Source organism: Thalassiella azotivora, assembly GCF_054781695.1.
Map to the genome: position 1 here is coordinate 64,981 of NZ_BAAGTX010000007.1, position 21,869 is coordinate 86,849.

Annotated in this window: 17 protein-coding genes; 4 read left to right on the top strand and 13 right to left on the bottom strand. The window is 76.6% G+C overall.

The window, feature by feature from the left end:
- Positions 1–42: 42 nt before the first annotated feature.
- From ACYVQV_RS06420 to ACYVQV_RS06440, 5 genes are all read right to left on the bottom strand, one after another.
- Positions 43–723 carry an HAD family hydrolase gene (locus tag ACYVQV_RS06420; protein ID WP_461022442.1) on the bottom strand — a complete coding sequence of 227 codons (681 nt, stop codon included), beginning with the start codon at positions 721–723 and terminating at the stop codon, positions 43–45.
- Positions 724–976: 253 nt separating this feature from the next.
- On the bottom strand, positions 977–1,753 hold the full coding sequence (locus ACYVQV_RS06425; RefSeq protein ID WP_461022443.1) for an alpha/beta fold hydrolase: 777 nt from the start codon (positions 1,751–1,753) through the stop codon (positions 977–979).
- A gap of 56 nt (positions 1,754–1,809) precedes the next feature.
- On the bottom strand, positions 1,810–3,420 hold the full coding sequence (locus tag ACYVQV_RS06430) for a GGDEF domain-containing protein (RefSeq protein ID WP_461022444.1): 1,611 nt from the start codon (positions 3,418–3,420) through the stop codon (positions 1,810–1,812).
- Between the two features lie 54 nt (positions 3,421–3,474).
- Positions 3,475–4,719 (bottom strand): AI-2E family transporter, encoded by a 1,245-nt coding sequence (locus tag ACYVQV_RS06435; protein ID WP_461022445.1) that lies wholly within the window; start codon positions 4,717–4,719, stop codon positions 3,475–3,477.
- Between the two features lie 80 nt (positions 4,720–4,799).
- A complete protein-coding gene (locus ACYVQV_RS06440; protein ID WP_461022446.1) occupies positions 4,800–6,485 on the bottom strand; it encodes a ribonuclease J in 1,686 nt (561 codons plus the stop codon).
- Positions 6,486–6,703: 218 nt separating this feature from the next.
- Between ACYVQV_RS06440 and ACYVQV_RS06445 the strand changes: the two genes are divergently transcribed.
- A complete protein-coding gene (locus ACYVQV_RS06445; protein ID WP_461022447.1) occupies positions 6,704–7,975 on the top strand; it encodes a hypothetical protein in 1,272 nt (423 codons plus the stop codon).
- Between the two features lie 42 nt (positions 7,976–8,017).
- Here the strand turns inward: ACYVQV_RS06445 and ACYVQV_RS06450 are convergent, their stop codons facing one another.
- The 5 genes from ACYVQV_RS06450 to ACYVQV_RS06470 form a co-directional block, all read right to left on the bottom strand.
- Positions 8,018–9,526, bottom strand: a complete 1,509-nt coding sequence (locus ACYVQV_RS06450) for a SulP family inorganic anion transporter (protein WP_461022520.1) — start codon at positions 9,524–9,526, stop codon at positions 8,018–8,020.
- A 283-nt stretch (positions 9,527–9,809) separates the two neighbouring features.
- Entirely contained in the window at positions 9,810–10,226 is a 417-nt protein-coding gene (locus tag ACYVQV_RS06455) for a VOC family protein (RefSeq protein ID WP_461022448.1), read from the bottom strand.
- A gap of 5 nt (positions 10,227–10,231) precedes the next feature.
- Positions 10,232–10,657, bottom strand: a complete 426-nt coding sequence (locus ACYVQV_RS06460; protein ID WP_461022449.1) for a helix-turn-helix transcriptional regulator — start codon at positions 10,655–10,657, stop codon at positions 10,232–10,234.
- Between the two features lie 59 nt (positions 10,658–10,716).
- Positions 10,717–11,541 carry an alpha/beta fold hydrolase gene (locus ACYVQV_RS06465; protein ID WP_461022450.1) on the bottom strand — a complete coding sequence of 275 codons (825 nt, stop codon included), beginning with the start codon at positions 11,539–11,541 and terminating at the stop codon, positions 10,717–10,719.
- 77 nt (positions 11,542–11,618) lie between these two features.
- On the bottom strand, positions 11,619–12,293 hold the full coding sequence (locus ACYVQV_RS06470; RefSeq protein WP_461022451.1) for a TetR/AcrR family transcriptional regulator: 675 nt from the start codon (positions 12,291–12,293) through the stop codon (positions 11,619–11,621).
- Between the two features lie 34 nt (positions 12,294–12,327).
- On the opposite strand from ACYVQV_RS06470, the gene ACYVQV_RS06475 reads away from it, so the two are divergent.
- Positions 12,328–12,666 carry a rhodanese-like domain-containing protein gene (locus ACYVQV_RS06475; protein ID WP_461022452.1) on the top strand — a complete coding sequence of 113 codons (339 nt, stop codon included), beginning with the start codon at positions 12,328–12,330 and terminating at the stop codon, positions 12,664–12,666.
- Positions 12,667–12,677: 11 nt separating this feature from the next.
- Here ACYVQV_RS06475 and ACYVQV_RS06480 read toward each other — a convergent pair whose 3' ends face one another.
- Both ACYVQV_RS06480 and ACYVQV_RS06485 read right to left on the bottom strand, forming a co-directional pair.
- Positions 12,678–13,025, bottom strand: coding sequence for a hypothetical protein (locus ACYVQV_RS06480; protein WP_461022453.1), 348 nt, complete (start codon positions 13,023–13,025; stop codon positions 12,678–12,680).
- Positions 13,026–13,055: 30 nt separating this feature from the next.
- The gene (locus ACYVQV_RS06485) at positions 13,056–13,871 is read right to left on the bottom strand and encodes an alpha/beta hydrolase (RefSeq protein ID WP_461022521.1); all 816 of its coding nucleotides are present in this window, start codon (positions 13,869–13,871) and stop codon (positions 13,056–13,058) included.
- 127 nt (positions 13,872–13,998) lie between these two features.
- Here ACYVQV_RS06485 and ACYVQV_RS06490 point away from each other — a divergent pair, with 127 nt between their 5' ends.
- Positions 13,999–15,081 carry a hypothetical protein gene (locus ACYVQV_RS06490; protein ID WP_461022454.1) on the top strand — a complete coding sequence of 361 codons (1,083 nt, stop codon included), beginning with the start codon at positions 13,999–14,001 and terminating at the stop codon, positions 15,079–15,081.
- Between the two features lie 79 nt (positions 15,082–15,160).
- Positions 15,161–19,822 (top strand): Ig-like domain-containing protein, encoded by a 4,662-nt coding sequence (locus ACYVQV_RS06495; RefSeq protein WP_461022455.1) that lies wholly within the window; start codon positions 15,161–15,163, stop codon positions 19,820–19,822.
- Here ACYVQV_RS06495 and ACYVQV_RS06500 read toward each other — a convergent pair.
- Positions 19,747–21,804: an Hsp70 family protein gene (locus ACYVQV_RS06500; RefSeq protein WP_461022456.1), complete on the bottom strand. Its 2,058-nt coding sequence runs from the start codon at positions 21,802–21,804 to the stop codon at positions 19,747–19,749. The two genes, ACYVQV_RS06495 and ACYVQV_RS06500, sit on opposite strands and share 76 nt — an antisense overlap.
- Between the last annotated feature and the right edge of the window lie 65 nt (positions 21,805–21,869).

Genomic DNA, 21,869 nt, shown 5'->3' on the forward strand with positions numbered 1-21,869 from the left:
CGGACCCTCACCCCGGGCCCGAGGGCCGACGGGACGGGCGGCTCAGCTCCCGGACGGCGAGGCGAGCACGGAGCCGCGCAGGTCCGCGCGCAGGGCGACGAGGTCGTCGTACACCGCCAGGGCACCGGCCTCGCGCAGCTGCTCCGCGCCGAAGCCCCCGGTGCGGACGGCGTACGTCGGCACCCCCGCCCGCTGCGCGGCGAGGGCGTCCCACGGCGAGTCGCCGACCATGACCGCGGACCCGCCCCCGACCGCGTCGAGCGCGACCCCGACGAGGTCGGGCGCCGGCTTGGTGGTCTCGACGTCGTCGGAGCTCGTCCACGCGTCGGCGAGCTCGCGGCCGTCCAGGAGGTCGAGGTAGTGCTCGACGTGCTCGCCGGCACCGGAGCTGGCGAGCACGACGGTGAACCCGGCGTCCCGCAGGGAGCGCATCAGCTCCTTGGCGCCGGGCAGCACCTGAACCTGGTCGATGACCCGGTCGAACTCCTCCTTCCACGCCGCTCGGGCCGCGTCGCCGTGCTCCGCCTCGAAGTCCTCACCGAGGACCTCCGCGACCAGCCGGTCACCGCCCATGCCCACGCACCCGTGGACCCGCCACAGCGGTGGGTGCGCGCCGAGGCCGCGGAAGGCGCGGAACCACGCGGTGACGTGGTGGTAGTTCGTGTCGACCAGGGTCCCGTCGACGTCGAGGACGACGACCCGGACGGCGTCGGGCTGGCTCACGCGGACCTCCGTGGTGGTGGACGGGGGATCGCCGCCCATGATCCGGGCCCGCGCCGCCCCTCGCGACCCGGACGGACGCGCCCGTTCCCGCTCGCGAGGCGGACGAACACGCCGTCCGCTCGCGATCTCGGACGGCGTGTTCGTCCGTCTCGCGAGTGGACGGCTGGGGTGGGTGGCTGGGGTGGGTGGCTGGGGTGGGCGGCAGGGGTGGGCGGGCGGGGGTGGGCGGCGGGGTCAGGGGCGGGCGGCGGGGTCAGCGGTGGGGGCCGGGGCGCGTGAGCAACCAGGCGAGCTCGGCCGGGTGGGTGTGCGGGTTGTTGTGCGAGCCGGGCAGGGTCACGACCCTGGCGTGCGGCGACCGGACGGCGCGCCGGGCCAGCTCCGCCGTCCACCAGCGGGGTGCCAGTGCGTCGCGTGCCCCTGCGGTCACGAGCAGCGGTACGGTGAGCCGCTGCACCGCCACCTCCGGGCGGTCGCGGCGCCCGTCGAGGACCAGCCGGGTGACCGCGCCCAGCCCCCGGAGCGCGGCGGGTGCCACGGCGAGCTGGCGCGGGGAGTCGTCGCGGTAGGCGGCCGGGACGCGGGCGGCCAGCCGCCGCAGCGAGCGCTGGGTGGGCGCGAAGGTCGGGCCGGCCAGGACCAGCCGCCGCAGGGGGACGTCGTCCTGCACGGCCAGGGCGGCGACGAGCGCCGCCTGGGCGCCCGTCGAGTGCCCCATCAGCGTCAGGTCCCCACCCGCGCCGGCCCCCGGGCCGCGCAACCACCGGCCCGCGGCCGCGCCGACCTCCGGGACCGTGGGGCCGCAGGCCAGGGCGTGGCCCGTCCCCGGCAGGTCCAGGACGGTCACCGCCGTCCCGCGGTCCGCGACCGCGCGGGCCAGCGGCCACAGGTAGCGGAGCAGGCCGAGTCCCGGCAGGACGACGAGGTGCGGTCCCGTGACGGGCTCGCGCGCCCCGGTCAGCGTCCGCGGTCCCCGGACGGCCCACCGCTCCGGCTGACGGGCGCCCGCCGGCCAGTGCAGGGCGCGCACCACCGCACCGTCCAGGGGCAGGGCACCGGCGCCCGCGCCAGGGGTCGCGCCGGCCGTCACACCGGGTCGCCGTCCAGGTCGCCGTCCAGGTCGCCGGCGTCGCGCTCCTCGCCGTCCGGGGCCGCGGCGCCCAGCCGGCCCAGCGCCAGGTCCCCGGCGTCCAGGTCCTCGGCGCCCACGACCCGGTCCCGGCCCGTGGCCTTGGCGCGGTAGAGCGCGGCGTCGGCACGGGCGAGGCAGGCCTGCACCGACTCGACACCGTCCCAGGTGGCGTGCCCGAAGGAGCACGAGCGACCGGGGGGCAGGATCCGGCGGAGGCGCTCGAGGGCCACCGCGGCGGACGGACCGTCGGTGTCCGGCAGCGCGAGGGCGAACTCCTCCCCGCCCCAGCGTGCGACCAGGTCGACCTCGCGCAGCCCGTCGCGCAGCGCGGTCGCCATCCTGCGCAGCAGCGCGTCACCCGCGTCGTGGCCGTGGGTGTCGTTGTACGCCTTGAAGTGGTCCAGGTCGGCCAGGACGAGGGTCAGCGGCTCGCTCGCGCGCCGCGCGTGGGCGGTGAGGGCGTCGATCCGCTGGTTCCAGCCGCGGCGGTTCGCGATCCCCGTCATCGGGTCGGTGGTGGCGAGGGACTCCAGCTGGGTGCGCAGCCGGGCCGCACCCGCGGCCGCACCGGCCTCCGCGGCCAGGGTGGACACCACCCGCACCGCGTGGTCGTCGAGGGTCGACAGGGCGTGGTCCCACCCCACGGCGATGACGGCGAGGCAGGTGCCGTCGTGGACGACGGGCTCGCACAGGAACGCCTTGGCCCCGGACCGGTCGAGCAGCCGGGAACGCACCGGCGGCCCGTCGCGCGCGACGTCCAGGACGAGCATCCGCTCCGCGGAGCGGAAGGTGACCGCGGTCGCCGAGTCCTCCTCGACGGGGATCCGGATGCCCCGCAGGTTCCGGCCCTGGCTGTGGGTGACCACGAGCTCGTCACCGTCCGGTTCCGCCCAGGCCACCGTTGCCGCGCCCGCCCGGTGGCAGACCGCCGCCAGGGCCACGGGACGGGGGTCCTCGCCGGCCATGCCGCACCGGGCCACCGCGGCCACCGCGTCCAGGTCCTCGCTCACGGCCTTCAACCGCCGTTCGGAGCGCGCCCGCACCTCGAAGACGCCGTACGCGAGCAGCGTCGCGAGCAGCAGGCCGATCCCGTAGTGGGTGCGCAGCTCGGAGGCCCCCAGGTCGAGGACGAGGACGAGGGCGGCCCAGACGGCGAGCGCGCAGGCGACGAGCAGCGCGACGTACCGGGCGCGCAGCACCGCGCCCGCGGCGACGACGGACAGCATCACCACGGAGGTCTGCTCGATCTCGCCGGTGGTGGTCAGGTGCGCGAGCGAGTTCACCAGCGGCAGGCTGATCACCAGGGCCGTGAGGCCGTCGACGTGCCGGTGCGGCACGTGCTCGCGGTGCGTCGCCCAGAGCACCGAACCGGCCACGGCCACGCTCGCCCCGGCAACCAGCGCCATCGTGACGCGCTCCCCGGGCGGGAGGGTGACCAGGTGCAGGGGGACGAGCAGGGCGTACAGGGCGGTGAGCAGCGCCGCGAGGAAGCCCAGGGTGCCGTGCGCGGAGTCTCCCGACCACGGCAGCGACCTCGCGGACTTGGTTCCCACGGTCTCCTTCATCGTCGTCTCCGGCGCTCCCCTGTACCCCGCGGACGGGTGGAGCACACCCGCGGTTCAGCGGCCTCGCGGTGGCCCGGCCACGGCGTCGGCGGCCTCGATCCGTGCTCGCTCCTTGCGGTGCTCCTCCGCCCACGTGCTGACCGCCGTCCAGGCGACCGCGGCGATGGGCACGGACAGCAGCGCGCCGATGATGCCGGCGAGGATAGTGCCCGCGGTCAGGGCCAGCAGGATCACCAGGGGGTGCAGCGACAGTGCGCGGCCCAGCACGACGGGCGCCAGCACGTCGCCCTCGATCTGGTTGACGGCGATGATGACGCCCACGACGACCAGGGCGACGACGGGACCGTTCGCGACGAGCGCGACGAGGGCGGCGAGCGCCCCGGCCACCGTGGCTCCGACGAGCGGGATGAAGGCGCCGACGAAGACGACGAGCGCCAGCGGCAGGGCCAGCGGCACCCCCAGCAGCGCCAGGGCGACGCCGATGATGACGGCGTCGACGAACGCGACGATCGCCGTCCCGCGCACGTAGCCGCCGAGGACGTCGACGGAGCGCTCGCCGACGAGGCGGGTGCGGTGCAGCCGGTACCCCGACAGGGGCCGGAGCAGGAAGTCCCAGATCCGCGGTCCGTCCTTGAGCAGGAAGAAGAGGACGACGGCGCCGAGGAAGAGCCCGGCGACCACCTCGACGGCGGCCGTCGCGCCGGCGATGGCGCCGCTGCGGACCTGCTCCCCCTGCGCGATCTCGACGAGCTGCTCCCGCGCCTGGCTGATCTGCTGGGCGTCCACGGGGAACGTGCCGGTGACGAACTCCTCGAGCTCCTCGAGCCCCTCGGACGCGGACCGGGACAGCTCCCCCCACTCGTCGCGGACGGCGGCGACGACCACCCAGCCGACGCCGACCAGCGACCCGATGCCGAGGAGCAGCGACAGCCACGTGGCGAGCATCCTCGGCAGCCCACGTCGCGTCAGCCACGCGACGAGCGGGCTGATCGCCGCGGCAAGGAGGATGGCGATGAGCAGCGGGATGACGACGAGGCGCAGCCGGGTCAGGGCCCACACCACCACTGCGGCGAGGAGCAGGACGAGCAGCACCTGCGCGCACCGGATGGCGGTGCGCCCCAGCCCGTCGGACCACGGGGACGCCGGGGGGTGGGCGACCGCGGGTGGTTCGACGTGACCGTCGGGCGCGCGCCGCGCCGCCTGCCCGGTCGTCGGTCGGGTGCCCGCGGCGGCGCCGGGAGCGGCGTCGGCGGGTGCACGGTCGAGGTCTCGCCGCGTGCGGCGTCCGAGGAGTCCCACGCCGTGACGGTAGCCGCGCCTGCGGGTCCGCGCCGCCGCAGCCCGCGGTCGCACGGTCGGCGGGGGCGCCCCGCGGCTCGTCAGGCCTCGACGACCACGGGGATGACCAGGGGGCTGCGCCGGTGCGTCCGGTGCGACCAGCGCGCGACGGTGCGGGCGATGATCTGCTCCAGCTGGGTCGGGTCGCCGATCCCCTCGGACGCCGCCTTGGCCAGCGCCTTCTCGATCAGCGGGACGACGGGCGCGAACGTCTCCTCGTCGTGCTCGAACCCGCGTGCCAGGAAGTCCGGGGGCTCGGCGAGGGCGCCGGTGTCGGCGTCGACGAGCGCGACGACCGTCAGGACGCCCTCCTCGGCGAGGGTGCGTCGGTCCTTCAGCGACGCCTCCGTCGCCCCGCCGACCGTGGCCCCGTCGACGTAGACGAGCCCGGCGGGCACCTTGCCCGTGATCCGGGCGCGGCCGTCGACGAGGTCGACGGTCACGCCGTCCTCGGCGATGACGACCCGGTCCTGCGGCACGCCGGTGGCGATCGCCAGGTCGGCGTTCGTCCGCAGGTGGCGCCACTCGCCGTGCACCGGCATGACGTTGGACGGGCGGACGATGTTGTAGCAGTAGACGAGCTCGCCGGCGCTGGCGTGACCGGACACGTGCACCTTGGCGTTGCCCTTGTGGACGACGTTGGCCCCCCAGCGGGTCAGGTTGTTGATGACCCGGTAGATCGCGTTCTCGTTGCCGGGGATCAGCGAGCTGGCCATCAGGACCGTGTCGCCCTCGCCGACGCGGATGACGTGGTCGCGGTTCGCCATCCGGGACAGCGCGGCCATCGGCTCGCCCTGGGACCCGGTGCAGACGAGGCAGATCCGGTCCGGGGGCAGCTTCTCGAGCTGCTTGAGGTCGACGACGAGGCCCTTCGGGACGGTCAGGTACCCGCGCTCCTCGGCGATCTGCATGTTGCGCACCATGGACCGGCCGACGAACGCGACCTTGCGGCCGTGCTCGTGCGCGGCGTCCAGGACCTGCTGGATCCGGTGCACGTGGCTGGCGAAGCTCGACACGATGACGCGCTTCGGGGAGGTGCGGAAGACCTTCTCGATGGCGGGGGTCAGCTCCCGCTCGGACGTCGTGAAGCCGGGCACCTCGGCGTTCGTCGAGTCGACGAGGAAGAGGTCGACGCCCTCGTCGCCGAGGCGGGCGAAGCCCGGCAGGTCGGTGAGCCGGCCGTCGAGGGGGAACTGGTCCATCTTGAAGTCGCCGGTGTGCAGGACCAGCCCGGCCTCGGTCCGCAGCGCCAGCGCCAGGCTGTCGGGGATCGAGTGGTTCACGGCCAGGAACTCGCAGCGGAACGGTCCGAACGAGTGCTGCTCGTCCTCGGCGACCTGCACCGTGCGGGGCTTGATGCGGTGCTCCTTGAGCTTCGCGGTGATGAACGCCAGCGTCAGCTCGGACCCCACCAGGGGGATGTCCGGACGTTCCCGCAGCAGGTAGGGCACGCCACCGATGTGGTCCTCGTGGCCGTGCGTCAGCACGATCGCCACCACGTCGGCCAACCGGTCCCGGATGGACGTGAAGTCCGGCAGGATCACGTCCACACCGGGCTGGTGCTCCTCGGGGAACAGCACGCCGCAGTCGACGACCAGGAGCTTGCCGCGGTGCTCGAACACCGTCATGTTGCGCCCGATCTCGCCGAGCCCGCCCAGCGGCGTGATGCGCAGCCCGTGACGTGGCAGCGGCGGAGGGGGCCCGAGTTCGGGGTGGGGGTGGCTCATGGTCTCCGTCTCGGTGTCGGGGTGGTGCGGACGAGACTACTGACCGCCGGGTCGGCGGGGCGGACGCGAGCCCGTGGGCGGCGCCCGCCAGGTGACCTCCGACCCTGCCGTCGACCTCGGCGGGGACCGTAGCGTCGTCGGCGTGCAGGCGCCCGGTCGGGGCGCCCGGGCGAGGAGCGACCATGTCCGTCCGGCGACGACGCACCACTCTCACCGTCATGGCCCTCGGCCTTGCGCTCACCGTCGCGCCGGTCGTCGCCCGCCCGGGCGGCGCGCAGGACGCGGCGACGTCGACGACCGCCTGGGGCGCTACCGCCGTGGTCGGCGGGCGCACCGCTCCGCTGGGGTTCCGGTACGCCTCCCAGCGGCTCGTCGACACCCGCACCGAGGGGCCGGGGGGCAGGGTGCAGCCGTGGACGACCCGGGAGGTCGACGTCAACGGGCTCGTCCCGCCGGGCGACGGAGACGTCGAGGGCGTCGCGCTCACCGTGACGGTCACGGGGACGTCCGCTCCCGGCCACCTGGTGGTGTGGAGCGGCGAGGAGCCCGCGCCCGCGACGTCGACCGTCAACTGGCTGCCCGGGCAGACCGTCACCGGCAGCGTCCTGACCGCCGTCTCCCCGACCGGGACGGTCAGCCTGCGCACCGCCGGGGACGCGCCGTTCGTCGTCCTGGACGTCCACGGACTGCTCGTCCCGACGAGCGCCCTCGGGTACCGGCCCTGGTCCGGCGGGCTCCGTGTGTACGACTCGCGTCCCGCCGTGGGGAACGGCGTCACCCCGCAGGGCCCGTTCACCCAGCCGGGCGAGGTGCGCCGGCTGTACGTGGCGACGCGGACACCCATCGCCGAGTCACCGCCGCCGGTTGTGGCTACCGCGACGCTCGTGGACGTGACCGCGCCCGCGACGCACCTGCGCGTGTGGACGGCCGGCGCGCCACCGGCGCCGACGTCCGTCGTCACCGCGGTGCGTGGCGAGACGCGCGCGGTGACCGTCCCCGTGCGCCCGAACGCCGGCTGGGCGGTCATCAACCGGGACGGCGTGGACGCCTACGTCGCGTCCCCGCGGGCCCACCTGCTGCTGGACGTGGAGGGGACCTGGGCTGCCGGGGGCGGGATGGTGACGCTCGTGCCGCCGACCCGGGTCGTGGACACCCGCGACGGGACGGGCGGGCGCACCGCACCGCTGACCCACGGGCGATCCGCCACCGTCGACGTGCACGCCGCCGGGGTGCCCGCCGACGCGACCACCGCCGTCCTGACCCTGACCGTCCCGGCGACGTCCGGTCCGGGGTTCCTGCAGGCCTGGAGCGGCCAGGACCCCCGCCCCGTCACCTCCGCGCTCAACGTCACCGCCGGCGGCACCTACGCCAACCTGGCACTGGTCCCGATCGGACCCGACGGCACCGTGTCCGTCCTCTACCAGGGCCCCGGCGCCAACCACCTCGTCGTCGACCTGCTCGGCTGGACCGGACCGGTCCACCAGCCGTGACGAGGAGACGGCGCCGGGACCGACGGCCGACGACGCGAGGCGTCAGTGCCCCGCGCCGAGGTGCCCGGCGAGCCGTCCGTGCCGCTCGAGGCTGGACTCGTTGAGCCCGACGATCCGCACCGTCTTGCCCTTGCGCTCGTACTTCGTCGTGATGGCGTCGAGCGTCGCGACGGTGGACGCGTCCCAGATGTGCGAGCGGGACATGTCGATGACGACGTTCTCCGGGTCGCCGGTGTAGTCGAACTGGTACACGAGGTCGTTGCTGGAGGCGAAGAACAGCTCGCCCTCCACCGCGTACACGCGCTCGTCGTCCTCGTCGGAGGCGTCCAGGCGGGTGACGGTCGTGAAGTGCGCGACGCGGCGGGCGAACATCACCATCGCGACGAGGACGCCGACCACCACGCCGATGGCGAGGTTGTGCGTCGCCACGACCACGGCGACGGTCGACACCATCACGGCGGTCTCGCTCTTGGGCATCCGGCGCAGCGTGGCCGGGTGGACGCTGTGCCAGTCGAACGTCCCGACCGCCACCATCACCATCACCGCGACGAGCGCCGCCATGGGCATGATCGCGACGACGTCCCCGAGGCCCACCACGAGGACGAGCAGGAAGACGCCGGCCAGGAAGGTCGAGATCCGGGTGCGGGCCCCGGACGCCTTCACGTTGATCATCGTCTGCCCGATCATCGCGCAGCCACCCATGCCCCCGAAGAAGCCGGTGATGATGTTCGCCCCGCCCTGGCCGAGGGCCTCGCGGGTCTTCGGCGAGTGGGTGTCGGTGACGCCGTCGACGAGCTTGGCCGTCATCAGGGACTCCATCAGCCCCACCAGGGCCATCCCCAGCGCGTACGGGGCGATGATCGACAGCGTCTCGCCGGTCAGCGGCACGTCCGGGACGACCACGGACGGCAGGCTGTCGGGCAGCTCCCCCTCGTCACCCACGGTCGGCACGGCCACGGCGGCCGTGATCGTGAACACCGTCAGCAGGACGATCGCCACCAGCGGCGCGGGGACCGCGGTGGTCACCCGTGGCAGCAGCACGATGACCGCGACCCCCACGGCGACCAGCGGGTACACCACCCACGGCACGTCACGCAGGTGCGGGAGCTGGGACAGGAAGATGAGGAACGCCAGCGCGTTGACGAAGCCGACCATCACCGACCGCGGAACGAAGCGCATCAGCTTGGCGACGCCGAGCAGTCCCAGCGCCAGCTGGATGAGCCCGCCCAGCAGGACCGTCGCGATGAGGTAGTCCATGCCGTGCTCGCGCACGACCGGGGCGATCACCAGGGCGATCGCGCCGGTGGCCGCGGAGATCATGGCCGGCCGCCCGCCGAGGAACGCGATGGACACCGCCATCGTGAACGACGCGAAGAGGCCGACGCGAGGGTCGACGCCGGCGATGATCGAGAAGGCGATGGCCTCGGGGATGAGCGCTAGGGCGACGACCAGGCCCGCCAGCACCTCGGTCCGCAGGCGCCTCGGCGACCGCAGCGCCGCGCGGACCGAGGTGGTGTCCTCGTCGCGGACGTCGTGCGGGTACTCGTGCAGGGCAGGGGGCGGTGCGGCCACGCGGGCTCCGATCGGTGCTCGGGCCCGGGGCCCGTCCAGACAGGGAGAAGCACCCGGGGCGACCGCCGGGCGAGGCGAGGGGGCGCCGCGCCGAGGCGGCTGGGGCGGCGCGTCGTCGCGCCCGCCGGACACCGAGTCTACCTTCGCGCAGGCTAACGAGCTGATCGAGCGGCTGCGCGCCGAGTGCCCCGACCGCTGAGCGGCGGGGCACTCGGGAGGGAACGGGTCGGGAGGTCCCGTCGCAGCGGCGGGACGGCGTCCGTCAGCCGCCCGAGGGCGTCCCGAAGCGGACCATGTTGCCCGCGGGGTCGCGGAAGGCGCAGTCGCGCACGCCGTACGGCATGTCCATCGGCTCCTGGAGCACCTCACCGCCGGCGCCGCGCACGCGCTCGAAGAGGGCGTCCACGTCGTCGGTGCGGAAGTTGACCCCGCGCAGGTGGCCCTTGGCGAGCAGCTCCTCGACGGCCCGCCGGTCGGAGTCCGAGGCGCCCGGGTCGGCCAGCGGGGGCTCGAGGACGATGGCGACGTCGGGCTGGCCGGGCGGGCCGACCGTCACCCACCGCATGCCCTCGTAGGAGACGTCCTGCCGGACCTCGAGCCCGACCGCGTCGCGGTAGAAGGCGAGGGCCTTGTCGTGGTCGTCGACGGCGATGAAGCACTGGGCGATCGTGATGTCCATGCCGTTCACGCTAGGACGCGCGGAGCCCGCGTGGCTTCTCCGTTCCTGACCGGTCTGGTCCGGACCCGTGTGACGCACGGCGGGATCTGCGCGCTCGCGTCGTGGCACGCCGCGCGGTAGGCGCTCGGCGTCTGCCCGACGAGCTCGGTGAAGCGCGAGCTGAACGACCCGAGCGAGGTGCAGCCGACGGCGAAGCACACCTCGGTGACCGTCAGGTCCCCGCGCCGCAGCAGGGTCTTCGCGCGTTCGATCCGCCGGGTCATCAGGTAGCCGTACGGGGTCTCCCCGTACGCGGTGCGGAAGCTGCGGGAGAAGTGCCCGGGCGACATCAGCGCCTCGCGCGCGAGCGCCGGCACGTCGAGCGGCTCGGCGTGGTCGCGGTCCATCCGGTCGCGGGCCCGCCGCAGCCTGCGCAGGTCGTCGAGGTCCACCACGGCAGCCTGCCATGGCGGGACCGGCGGCGTCTGCCCCCTGACCTGCCGCAGCGGGGTCAGGGGGTCGCCGCGACCGCCGCCCGCACGTGCTCGCGGACGAGCTCGGCGACCCGGTCGGGCACCTCGAGCGCCGGCAGGTGAGCCACCCCCGGCAGGTCCACGCGACGCGCCCCCGGCACCCTGCGGGCGACCTCGTCGGCGGCGAGCAGGATGTCGGGCTGGTCGAGGTCACCGACGGCGACGAGCGTGGGGACGGCGACCTGCTCCAGCACGTCGACGGCCGGCGGCTCGGGCTCGACCTCCTCGGCGACGCCGGAGCGCTCGTTGACCAGCGCCGTCCGGTTCATCTCGCGCACGAGCGCGACGAGGTCGGGGACCCGGGAGCGGTCCGGGTCCGCGAGCCAGGTCCGGGCCTCCAGGTCGGCGAGCGCGTCGACGTCGTCCGCCCGGTGCGCGGCGACCATCTCGTCCCACAGAGGCGGTGGGGCGACGTCCGGCTCGAACCCGCTCAGCGCCGTCCCCAGCAGGGTCAGGGACCGGACGAGGTCGGGGTCGGCCAGCGCGAGGTCGACGGCCACCCGACCGCCGTAGGAGGCGCCGACGAGGTGCGCGGGCCCGTCGACGACGTCGCGGACGACGGCGCGCAGGTCGTCGATGTGGCTGAACGGCCCGGAGGGCAGGGCGCTGCGGCCGTAGCCGCGCAGGTCGCAGCGGACGACGCGGTGGTCGGGCCGCAGCAGGTCGACCAGCGGGTCCCACATCCGCGCGTCGGCGATGCCCGCGTGCACGAGCACCAGCGCCGGGCCGTCTCCCCCGGTGTCGTCGAACCAGAGCCGGGCCTGCCCGCTGCTCACCACGCCCGTCCGGGCCGCGTCCGTCACGACGCCGGAGCGTGGCAGCGCACGCGCCGTCGCACAAGGCCTTTCGCCGCACGTCGTCGCGGGGGCGGGCCGGGACGTCAGGCGAGGACGGCGAGGACGACGTCCCGCACGGCCGCGCGGGCGCGGCGCGGCCCGACGTCCGCCACGAGCGCGGAGACGGGGTCGGCGCCGAGCGGTGCGAGCAGGGTGGTCGCGAGGGCCTCGGCGTCGCACCCGGGGCGGGCGTCCTCGAGGAGCACGGCCAGGTGCCGGCGCCAGAACCGGTAGGAGCCGATGCGGTAGCGCGCTCCCGGGCTCGCGGTCTCCGAGAGCCGGACGACGTCGAGGTCGGCGAGCAGGTGGTCGAGGTAGGCGTCGACGAAGGCCTCGAGACGCTGCCGGGCGGGGGCGCCCGGGCCGATCGGCGGGGGGCCGTCGAGGACCGCCTGCTGCAGGACCCGCTCGCGCTCGTCGAGCAGGGCGGCGGCCAGGCCGGACTTGTCCCCGAAGCGCCGGAACAGGGTGCCCTTGCCGACGCCGGCCGCTGCGGCGACCGCGTCCATGGAGACCGCCTCGACGCCGCGCTCGCGGAACAACCGGGCCGCGGCGTCCAGGACGCGGGTGCGGTTGCGGGCGGCGTCGGCGCGCTCGCGCGGGCGCTCGGGCAGGAGCGAGCGCAAGCCACCGGCCGGTGCGGCCCGGTCGGCGGCGACCGGTCCCGTCCCGCTCGTTGACGAAGCGGACCGCGGTCCGTTACGTTCGGCACCCGTCATGAAACGGACTCTAGTCCACTTTCCGAGGAGAGCCATGCGCACCATCAGCAGGTCCGAGCTCCAGCAGGCCCTGGCGGCCGGCACCGTCACTGTCGTCGACGCCCTCGGCGGGACCTACTACGCCCAGCAGCACCTGCCGGGCGCCGTGGCGCTCACGCCCGACGAGGCCGCCGACCGGGCCGCCGACGTCCTCCCCGACCGGGACGCGGCGATCGTCACCTACTGCGCCAACACCGCCTGCGGCAACAGCGAGGCGGTCGCGCGCACCCTCGTCCGGCTCGGCTACACCGACGTGCGCAGCTACCGGGAGGGGATCCAGGACTGGGTCGAGGCCGGCCTGCCGGTCGAGTCGGGCCAGCCCGTCGCCGGTTGACCACCCGGCGGTCAGGTCGCGGGCGGGTCGATCCGTCGCTGCCGCAAGGCGGGCGGCAGGTCGGCCCGGCCCGGGCCCCCGGCGGCCAGCCAGCCGGCCAGGTCACCGGTCACCGCCTCGCCCGCGACCCCGCTGAACCACACCGGCCGGCCACCCTGACGCCGGGCGGCGGGCCCGGGGCGCGCGACGACGACGTCCCCGCGCTCGCACCGGTCCAGGCACTCGACCTCCGCCACCCGCGCGACACCCGCGGCACCCAGCCGCCGCAACCGCCGCAGCTGGCCGTCCGGGGACTCCCCGAGGGTCTCCCCCGCACACAGGGAGCAGGCGGTCAGACCGGGGGTGTCGAAGGCGTCCACGTCACCCGAGGGTAGGCGGCGCCCGGCCGGTCACCGGACGGCGTCCCCCAGCGAGCGGACGGCGGCCAGCAGCTGCGGGCCGTCGAGCAGGACCGGGTCGTTGTGGTCGGCCCCCGCCACCTCGACCAGCTCGTGCAGCCGCGGCGCGGCCCGCGCCACCTCGCGGCTCTGCGAGGGCGGGACGACGCCGTCCGCCGTCCCGAGCACCACCGACACCGGGACGTCGACGCGGGTCACCGGGCCCACGACGTCGAAGCGGTCCCGCAGCACCAAGCCGACCGGCAGCCACGGGTAGTGCTCGCGGCCGACGGAGACGAGGTCGGTGAACGGCGAGCGCAGCAGCAGCCCGGCCGGCGGGTGGTCGACGGCCAGGTCGACCACGACCGCGCAGCCCAGGCTCTCCCCGAGGTACAGCAACTGCCGCGACGGCACGCCCCGCTCCTGCACGAGGTGCCGGTGCGCGGCGCGCACGTCCAGGGCCAGCCCCTCCCGCGAGGGGCTCCCGGGGTTGCCGCCGTAGCCGCGGTAGTCGAACAGCAGCACCGAGAACCCGTCCGCCGCCAGCGCACGCGCGAGCGGGACGCGCCCCGCGCGGTTCCCGCCGTTGCCGTTGGCCACCAGCACCGCCTGACCACGGTCCGTCCCCGGCTCGGCCGGCACGAACCAGGCGCCGAGACGCAGCCCGTCGTCGGTCGTCAGGACGACGTCCTGCCCGCCCGGCACGACGTCGACCGCGGCGGGGAGCGGCCCGGCCGACGGGAAGTAGACGAGCCTGCGCTGCAGACCCCACACCAGCGCCCCCAGCAGCACGACGACGACGAGGACGACGGCCAGCCCGCGCAGCACCGTCCGCCCGCGGGGGTCACGCGCGGCCGCCGTCACCGGGCCATCCTGCCCCGCGGTCGGCAGCCTTGCCCCTGAGGCTGCCCGTCGTGCCCTGCCTGCCGCGGCGGCCGGCTCCTACGGTCCCTAGGTGACCAGGACCAGGCCCTTCGCAGCAGCGCTCGCCACCGCCCTGGCGGTGGCCGTCCCGGCGGCCGCGCAGGCGGCGGCCGCACCCGGCGCGGGCGGCACGAGCGCGTCGCAGGACGTCGGGCTGGTGGCGACGCTGGACGGCACGCCCGCGGAGGCGCTCGACGCCACCGACCCGCTGGTCCTGCGCCCGGACCGCGAGCTGGCCGTCGCCGTGGACGTGACGAACACCGGCACCCGGCCGCTCGTCGTGCGCAGCATCCGGCTCGACGGCCGCGTCCTGGGGGTCACCTTCATCGACTACGACGTCCGGGTGGACGCCGAGGTGCCGCCCGGGCAGACGGCGACCCGCGAGGTGGACCTCGACCTCGCCCGGGTCAGCGAGCAGGCCGTCGGGCTCCTCCCGCTGGAGCTGAGCGTGCTCGGGGCGGACCGCGAGGCCCTCGCCAGCACGCCGCTCGTCGTGGACGCGCGCGGTGGCCTGTCGTCGGCGTACGGGGTCTTCGGACTGCTCGTGGCCGTCGCGACGGCGCTGCTCCTCGGGGCGGCCCTCGTGCGGCTCGCCCGCGGCACCCTGCCGTCGCACCGGTGGTCCCGCGCCGTGCGCTTCGCCGTGCCCGGCGTGGGGGTCGGGCTCACGGCGACGGTCACGCTGTCGGTGCTGCGGGTGCTCGTCCCGTCCCCGGGCAGCGCCGTGACCGTGATCGTCGTGTGCGGGCTGGTCGGCCTGCTGCTCGGCTTCCTCACCCCGGCACCCGACGGGGACCGCAGCGAGACGGCACCGTCCTGGGAGCAGCCGGACCGCGAGCGGGCGGGCGACGGACGCCCGGCCGACGTCCCCGCGCGGGTGCGCCGGCTGCGCCGCCGACGCACCCGCCCCGAGCCGGACAGCGTCTGGGTCGGCGACCTCGTCGGGGACGAGCAGACGGACGCCGTCCTGCCCACCATGCGCCGCAGCCCGGCGGCCGAGCGGCACCCGGACCCCACGCCCGGGACCGCCCGGCCGCCCGGGACCGCGGACGGTGACGGGTCGGGCGCCCCCACCGGGCCGGCAGGCCCCGGGCGCGAGCGCGCCGAGCACTGACGTCACCGGCGCCTCACCGCACCCACCTCACCCCAGGCACGCACCCGCACCAGCCACCACAGCAGCGAGAGGCACCACCGTGAGCCGAGCCCGTCACCGCAGGGCCCGCGGGGCCAACCGCGTCCTGGTCGCGGTGTGCGCCGCCCTCGCCCTCGTCGCCCCCGAGACGGTCACGGCCACGGCCGCTCCGGCGTCCTCCGTGCTCGGGGACGCCGCGACCCCCACCGCCGAGGGCAGCGTCACGCCCGGCGGCGCGACCACGGGCGCGCCGACCGACGTGCTGACGCGACCGACCGCCACCGCCGTGCTGGTCGACCCGGGCGCCGCTGCCGGCGGAGGGACCGGCGGGGGGACGGGCCCCACCCGCTCGCCCGCCGACGCCCCCACCGAGCCCGCGGACGAACCGGTCCGGCCCACCGCACCCGGCGAGCCGACGGAGACGACGGGGCCGACCGGGCCGACGGGGCCGACCGGGCCGACCGGACCGACCGGCGACCCGGACGACGCGACCACCCCGACCGCCCCGGCCACCTCCGGCACCGGCCCGCAGGACGACGCCACCGGCCCGACCACCGCGCCGAGCACCGGCCCGACCACCGGCCCGGCGGTCACCGCCGTCCGCGACGTCGTCCGCCTCACCGCGGGCGACGTCGCCCTGGTCGACGTGCGCGCCAACGACTCCGGCGCCGACGGGCTGGACGTCGTGCTGCTCCCCCGGCCCGCCCGGCAGGACGGCCGGACCACCGGGGTGACGGCGGAGGTGGCACCCGACGGGCAGGTGCGGGTCCGGGTCGCCGACGACGCCGCGGCGCAGGACGGCGTCCGGACCGTGCGGTGGCGCTACGGCCTCGTCCGGCCCCTCGCGGCCCCGTCGCTGGCACCGGCCCAGGTGGTGGCGACGTCCACGCTGGTCGTCCGCGTCCTGCCCTCCGGCGAACCCGACGGAACCGGTGACGACGACGCCGACGCCGACGCAGCGGACGACCCCGCCGACGGCACCGAGGACGGCGGATCCGGCACGGACACGGGCGACGGCACGGGCGGCGACGGCGAGGAGGCGGCCCACGAGGCCGACGCCCGGAGCGGGCAGGGCACCGCACCCACCCTCGGCTGGCCCGCCCCGGTCGAGGGGGCGGACGGCGAGACCTTGCGCCCGGCCTGGGAGGGCGGCGGCCTGCTCGCCCTCGCCGAGGCCTCGGCCCAGCTCGTGCTCGACGTCACCGTCGCCCGCGACGACGCGGCCGCGACCCGCGGGGAACCGGTCGTCGTCCGCGTCCTCGACAACGACGACGTGCCCGCCGGTGCCACCGTGCGGGTCGCCGACGACGCCCCACCGGCGCACGGTCGCGCATCGGTGTCCGACGGTGAGGTCACGTACGCACCCGACAGCGGCTCCCAGGGCACCGACGCGTGGGACTACGAGGTGCTCGACGCGAGCACCGTCGTCGCGCGCGCCACCGTCCGGGTGGCCGTCCTGCCGCCCCTCACCCCGGTGGTCGACGACGAGGTCGTCAGCGGCCCGGACGGCGTGCTCGTCCCGGTGCTGGCCAACGACGCGGTCGGTGAGGACGCGACGGTCGAGGTCACCGTGCCCCCGTCCGAGGGGACGGCGACGGTGCAGGACGGCGCGGTGCGCTACGAACCCACCGGCCCTCCGGCCCCGGGCATCGACGGGTTCACCTACCGCGCCACGTCGGCGGACGGGACCCTCACCGGCACCGCACGGGTCGTCGTCCACCTCGACCCCGACCTCGACGAGACCGCGCTGCGGGCGGTCGACGACCTGTTCACCGTCGGCGTGGGCAGGACGACGCTCGACCCCACCCGCAACGACCTCGTCCCCGAGGACTCCGGGGTCGAGCTCGACCTGCCCGAGGGCGACGACGGGGCGTGCTGGTACGCCGACACCGACAACCCGTTCGAGGTCGTCGTCGACGCCGACGCCGACGACGTCGGCAGCACCCTCGCGTGCCCCTACCGGCTCGAGATCAGCGAGGGGCCCGAGTCCGAGGCCGTCATCCGGGTCGTCGTCCAGGGACCCGACGCGGTGGACGACACCGCGGAGGCCGTCGCGGGCGGGGACCCGGTCGACGTCGACGTCCTGGCGAACGACACCGGCCTGGCCGAGGGCGTCGTCCTGCGGCTGCCGTCCGACTCCACCGCTGCCGGCGGCTCCGTGACCACGGACGGGGGGAACGTCACGTACACCCCGCCGACGACCCGCCCGCCGGGGGGCGACACCTTCCGGTACGAGCTGCGCCAGTGGCGCTTCGAGGGGCCCGAACCGCTGCTGGACACCGCGTGGGTGCGGGTGGACGTGCTGGGTGCGCCGTCGCCGCCCACGGCGCTGGCCGCCGAGGACCTCGACGGTGCCGTGCGGCTGACCTGGAACCCGCCCGCCGACACCGGCGGCGCGCCGGTCGACCGCTACGAGGTACGGGTGCAGCGGCTGGTCGGCACCGCCCCGGGCCCGCCGTCCTCGCCCGTGGCGGTGACCGGCACGACGTACACCTGGACCGGCCTGGTCAACGGCGAGACGTACCGCTTCACCGTCGCCGCCGTCACCCGCGCCGGAGCGGGAGCGCCGGCGACCGTGGACGCCCGACCGTGGGGACCGGCCGGACCGCCCGAGGGCCTGACCGCGGAGCCGGGTGACCGCCGGGTCCGCCTGACCTGGTCGGCGCCGGAGACCGACGGCGGCCGGCCCGTCACCGGGTACCGGGTCGACTGGGCCCCGACCGGTGGCACCGGACCGTCCGGCACCCGCACGGTCGACGTCGACCCGGACGAACCGCAGGCGGACGCGGAGACGACCGTCACCGGCCTGCTGAACGGCGTCGAAACCCGCTTCGAGGTGCGGGCCCTCACCGAGGGCCCCGGCACCCCGGCGGCCGTGGAGGCGACCCCCCGCACCGTCCCCGGGCCGCCGCGCGACCTGGCGTGCCCGCCGGTCAACGGCCCGCTGACGTGCTCGTGGTCGCCGCCCGCGTCCGACGGCGGCGCCCCGGTCACCGGGTACGTCGTCCGGTTCCGCCCGGCGCAGGGCGCGGGGGCGCCGTGGACGCAGCTGGTGCTGCCGGCGACCGCGCTGACCACCCCGCTGCCCGGTGTCGTGGCCGGGACCCGCTACGCCGTCGAGGTGTCCGCGGTGAACGTGGCCGGTCCCGGCCCGGCGGCGAGCGTGACGGCGGTGCCGCGGTCGGTGGCCCTGACCGACGACGTGGCCGTGTCCGGCGCGGGCCGCCCGGTCGACGTGGACGTCCTCGCCGACGACACGGGCGTCGACCCGGGGCTGGTCCTGGACGCCACGGCCTCCGGGCCGGGCGGTGTCGAGGTGGTCGGCTCGCTCCTGCGGGTCACCCCGGACGGCGCGGCGGGACCGGTGCAGGTGACGTACCGGCTGCTGGACACCGGCGTCGAGCTCGACACCGCGACGGTGACCGTGCACGTGGTCGACGCCGTCGACGACGCGGTGCCGTCGCGGCGCGGCGCGACCGTCGCCGTCGACGTGCACGCGAACGACACCGTGGACGGCGTCCCCGGCGCCCCGCTACCCGCGGGCGTGTCCCGCGAGCTCGACGGCCCGCCGGTCGACGCCGTCGTGGCCGACGCCCCGCCCGGCTACGACGTCACGCCGTCCTCCGTGGCGGGCGGCTCGTTCCGGTACCGGCTGGTGGCCGACGGCACCCTCGACGGCCCGGCCGCAGGGACCGCGCTGGACTCCGCGCTGGTGCGCGTGCCGGTCACCGGGCCGGCGCTCGTGGACGACGCGGCGAGCGTCGAGGCGCTGGGGTCCGTGGTGGTCGACGTCCGCGCCAACGACGGCGACGCCGGCGGCCTGCAGGTCGTGCTGGTCGACACCGACGTGCCGGCCGGTGCCGCGACCGTGCTGGCGGACCAGCGGGTGCGCTTCACCAGCGAGCGCCCCGAGGGCGGCACGGCGGTGCTGCGCTACCGGCTGCGCGACGCCCGGTTCACCTACGGTCAGGCCGTGCTCAGGGTGGATGTGCTCCCGCCACCCCCGCCACCCCCGCCCCCCACGGACGACCCCGACGAGCCGGCGGCGCAACCGGTCGGGCCGCTCGCTCGCGACGACGCCGCCGAGACCCCCGCCGGTGAGGCGGTGACCGTCGCGGTGCTGGCCAACGACGTGGCCGGCGACGCCCCCCTGGTGCCCTCGACCGTGCGGCTCGTGTCGGGGCCGGCCGCGGGGACGGCGACGGTGACGGGCGCCGGCTCGGTGCGGTACGTCCCGGCCGAGGGGACCCGCGACCGCACCGACGTCGTGCGGTACGCGGTCAGCGACGCCGAGGGACGGGAGACGTCGGCGACCCTCGCCGTGCGGGTCGGCGGCATCGCCCGTGACCTGCGGGTCGCCCCGTCGCCCGGCGCCGACCTCGCCCTGACCGGCAGCGGCTGCCGCCCCGGCGAGGAGGTGACCGTCGCGGTCGCCGGCGGCGAGCCGCGCGCTGCCGGGCGGGCGGACGCGGCCGGTCGCTTCGACGTCCGTGCCCCGGCCCCCGAGGCGGTCGGACGGCACGAGGTCGTGGTCCGGTGCGGCGTCGAGGTGTTCGTCACGGACGTCGACGTGGTGCTGACCACGAGCGCGACGTCCACCGCGGCACCGGCGGGCGCCGGGGCCCTGGTGGCCGGGCTGCTGGCGTTCTACCTGCTGTGGGGCTCGTTGCTGGCCCCGCGCGGGACGGCGGCACCGTCGCGACCCCGGCCGGACGCCGGCTGAGCGGGCCCGCCGTGGGAGGTGTCGCGCGCGTGGCCGCGGTCCAGGGCGAGGGTCCCGCACGCCGCGGCGACGGCCCCGAGCGCGGCGCACACCACGAGCACCGGGACGCTCAGCACGGCCACGCCGACGTTCCAGCCGAGGACCGCGACGACGCCCCCGAGGCCGGCGCCGACGAGGGCCAGGGCGACGACCCGGCCGGCCGTGGCGCGCCGGCGCCGGCGGACCGGTCCGAGCAGGGACTCCCCGAACGCGAGCAGCGCCAGCAGGGCCACCACCGCGGCGGCCGGCGGGACGCTGCGCCAGCGCCAGCCCGACGGCTCGAGCGTGAACCCGACGTCCGCACCGTCGACGGTGGCCCGGGCGGGCACGGCCCCGGCGACCAGCGCCTGCACCTGGCCGACGTCCCAGCGGCCGTCGGCCTCCTGCTGCGCGGCGAACCGGGCCCCGAGCAGGTCGACCTCCAGGGCCGTGACGTCGCCCCCGGCGACCGTGAGCCGCTCGGGTTCGTCGGTGTCGAGCAGGACGCGGGCCCCGGGGTCGAGGGCGGTGCCGTTGACCGCGACGTCCGGCGCCGAGCCCGTGGGGGCGTCGAGACCCAGGGCGCCGAGCCCGAGGGCTCCGACGGCGACCGCCGCCACGGCGCAGGCGGCACCCGCGGCCGCCAGCAGCCTCGCGCGGCGTCCGACCCCGGCGGTGGCTCCCCGGTGGCCGTCCCCGCCCTCCCCGCCGAGCGCGGGGGGCCGGGGTGCTCGGTCGGGCCGGGGTGCTCGGTCGGGCCGGGGCGCCTGGTCGGACCGGGCCACGCGCATCGCGTCGGCGCTCGCGTCGGCCCCGGCCTCGGTGGCGGTGGCGGTGGTGGTGTCGGCGGCCGTCGGAGACGGCGTCCCGCGGGTCACCTGGCTCGGCACCGCGGCCGGCGGCCCGGCGGGCAGGGCCCCGACGGCGGCGCCCAGGGCCACGAGGTGCTTCGGCGGGGCGTCCACCGCGACCGGGCGACCCAGGTCGGCCGACAGCATCTCGGCCACGAGCGGCACCGAGGACGACCCACCGGCCAGCAGCACGCGCGACAGGTCGGCGGGCTCGACCCCGGCGGACCGCAGGGCCCGGCGCAGTGCCCGCAGCGTCTCCGCGAGGGAGGGACGGATCAGGTCCTCCAGCTCGGCGCGGGTCACCCGGACGGTGGTGTGCAGCCCGGGCAGCCCGACCGGCACCGTCCACTCCTGGTCGCGCGACAGCCGGACCTTCGCGGTGACGACGTCCTGCCGCAGCTGGGTCAGGCCCCGCAGCACCGCCTCGTCGTCCGGGTCGAGCTCGTCGACCGCGCCGCCGAGGGCGCCCAGCACGTGCGCGAACAGCGCGTCGTCGAAGTCGACCCCGCCGAGCTGCTCGACGCCCGCGGGCTCACCGACGACGGCGAACCCGGCGTCGGTGCGCGTGACGACGGCGGCGTCGAACGTGCCGCCGCCCAGGTCGTACACCGCGACGACGTCGCCGAGGGCGAGGCGCTGCAACGACGCGTACCCGGTGGCCGCCGCGACCGGCTCGGGACGCAGCGTCGCGTCCGGCAGGTCCGCCATCGTCAGGACCTGGCGGGCGAGCTCCAGCTTGTAGGGCCCCCAGTTGGCCGGGTGGGTGACCACGACGGCGTCCGCGGCGGCGCCCTCCCGCTCGGCGACGCGGTCGACCACCCAGCGCAGCACCGTGGCGAGCAGCGCGTGGGCGGAGTAGGGGCTGCCCGCCAGGAGCACCGGCGTGGGGTCGCCCAGCCAGCGCTTGAACTCGCGCGCGACCCGGTGCGGGGCGGCGCGGCCGCGGCTGCTGGCGACCTCCCCGACGACCAGCTCGCCGTCCTCGCGCAGGAAGACGACGGTGGGCACCTCCGGGGCGTCGTCCCCGAGGGACACGAGCTCGGGCCGGTCGCCGCGGTCGACCGCCGCGGCCGTGAACGTCGTGCCGAGGTCGACCCCCAGCCGGTAGCCCATCGCCACCTCCCCGTGGCGGGCCCGCCCGCGAACCCGCCGTCGACGTCCACCATCGCGCACCCGGC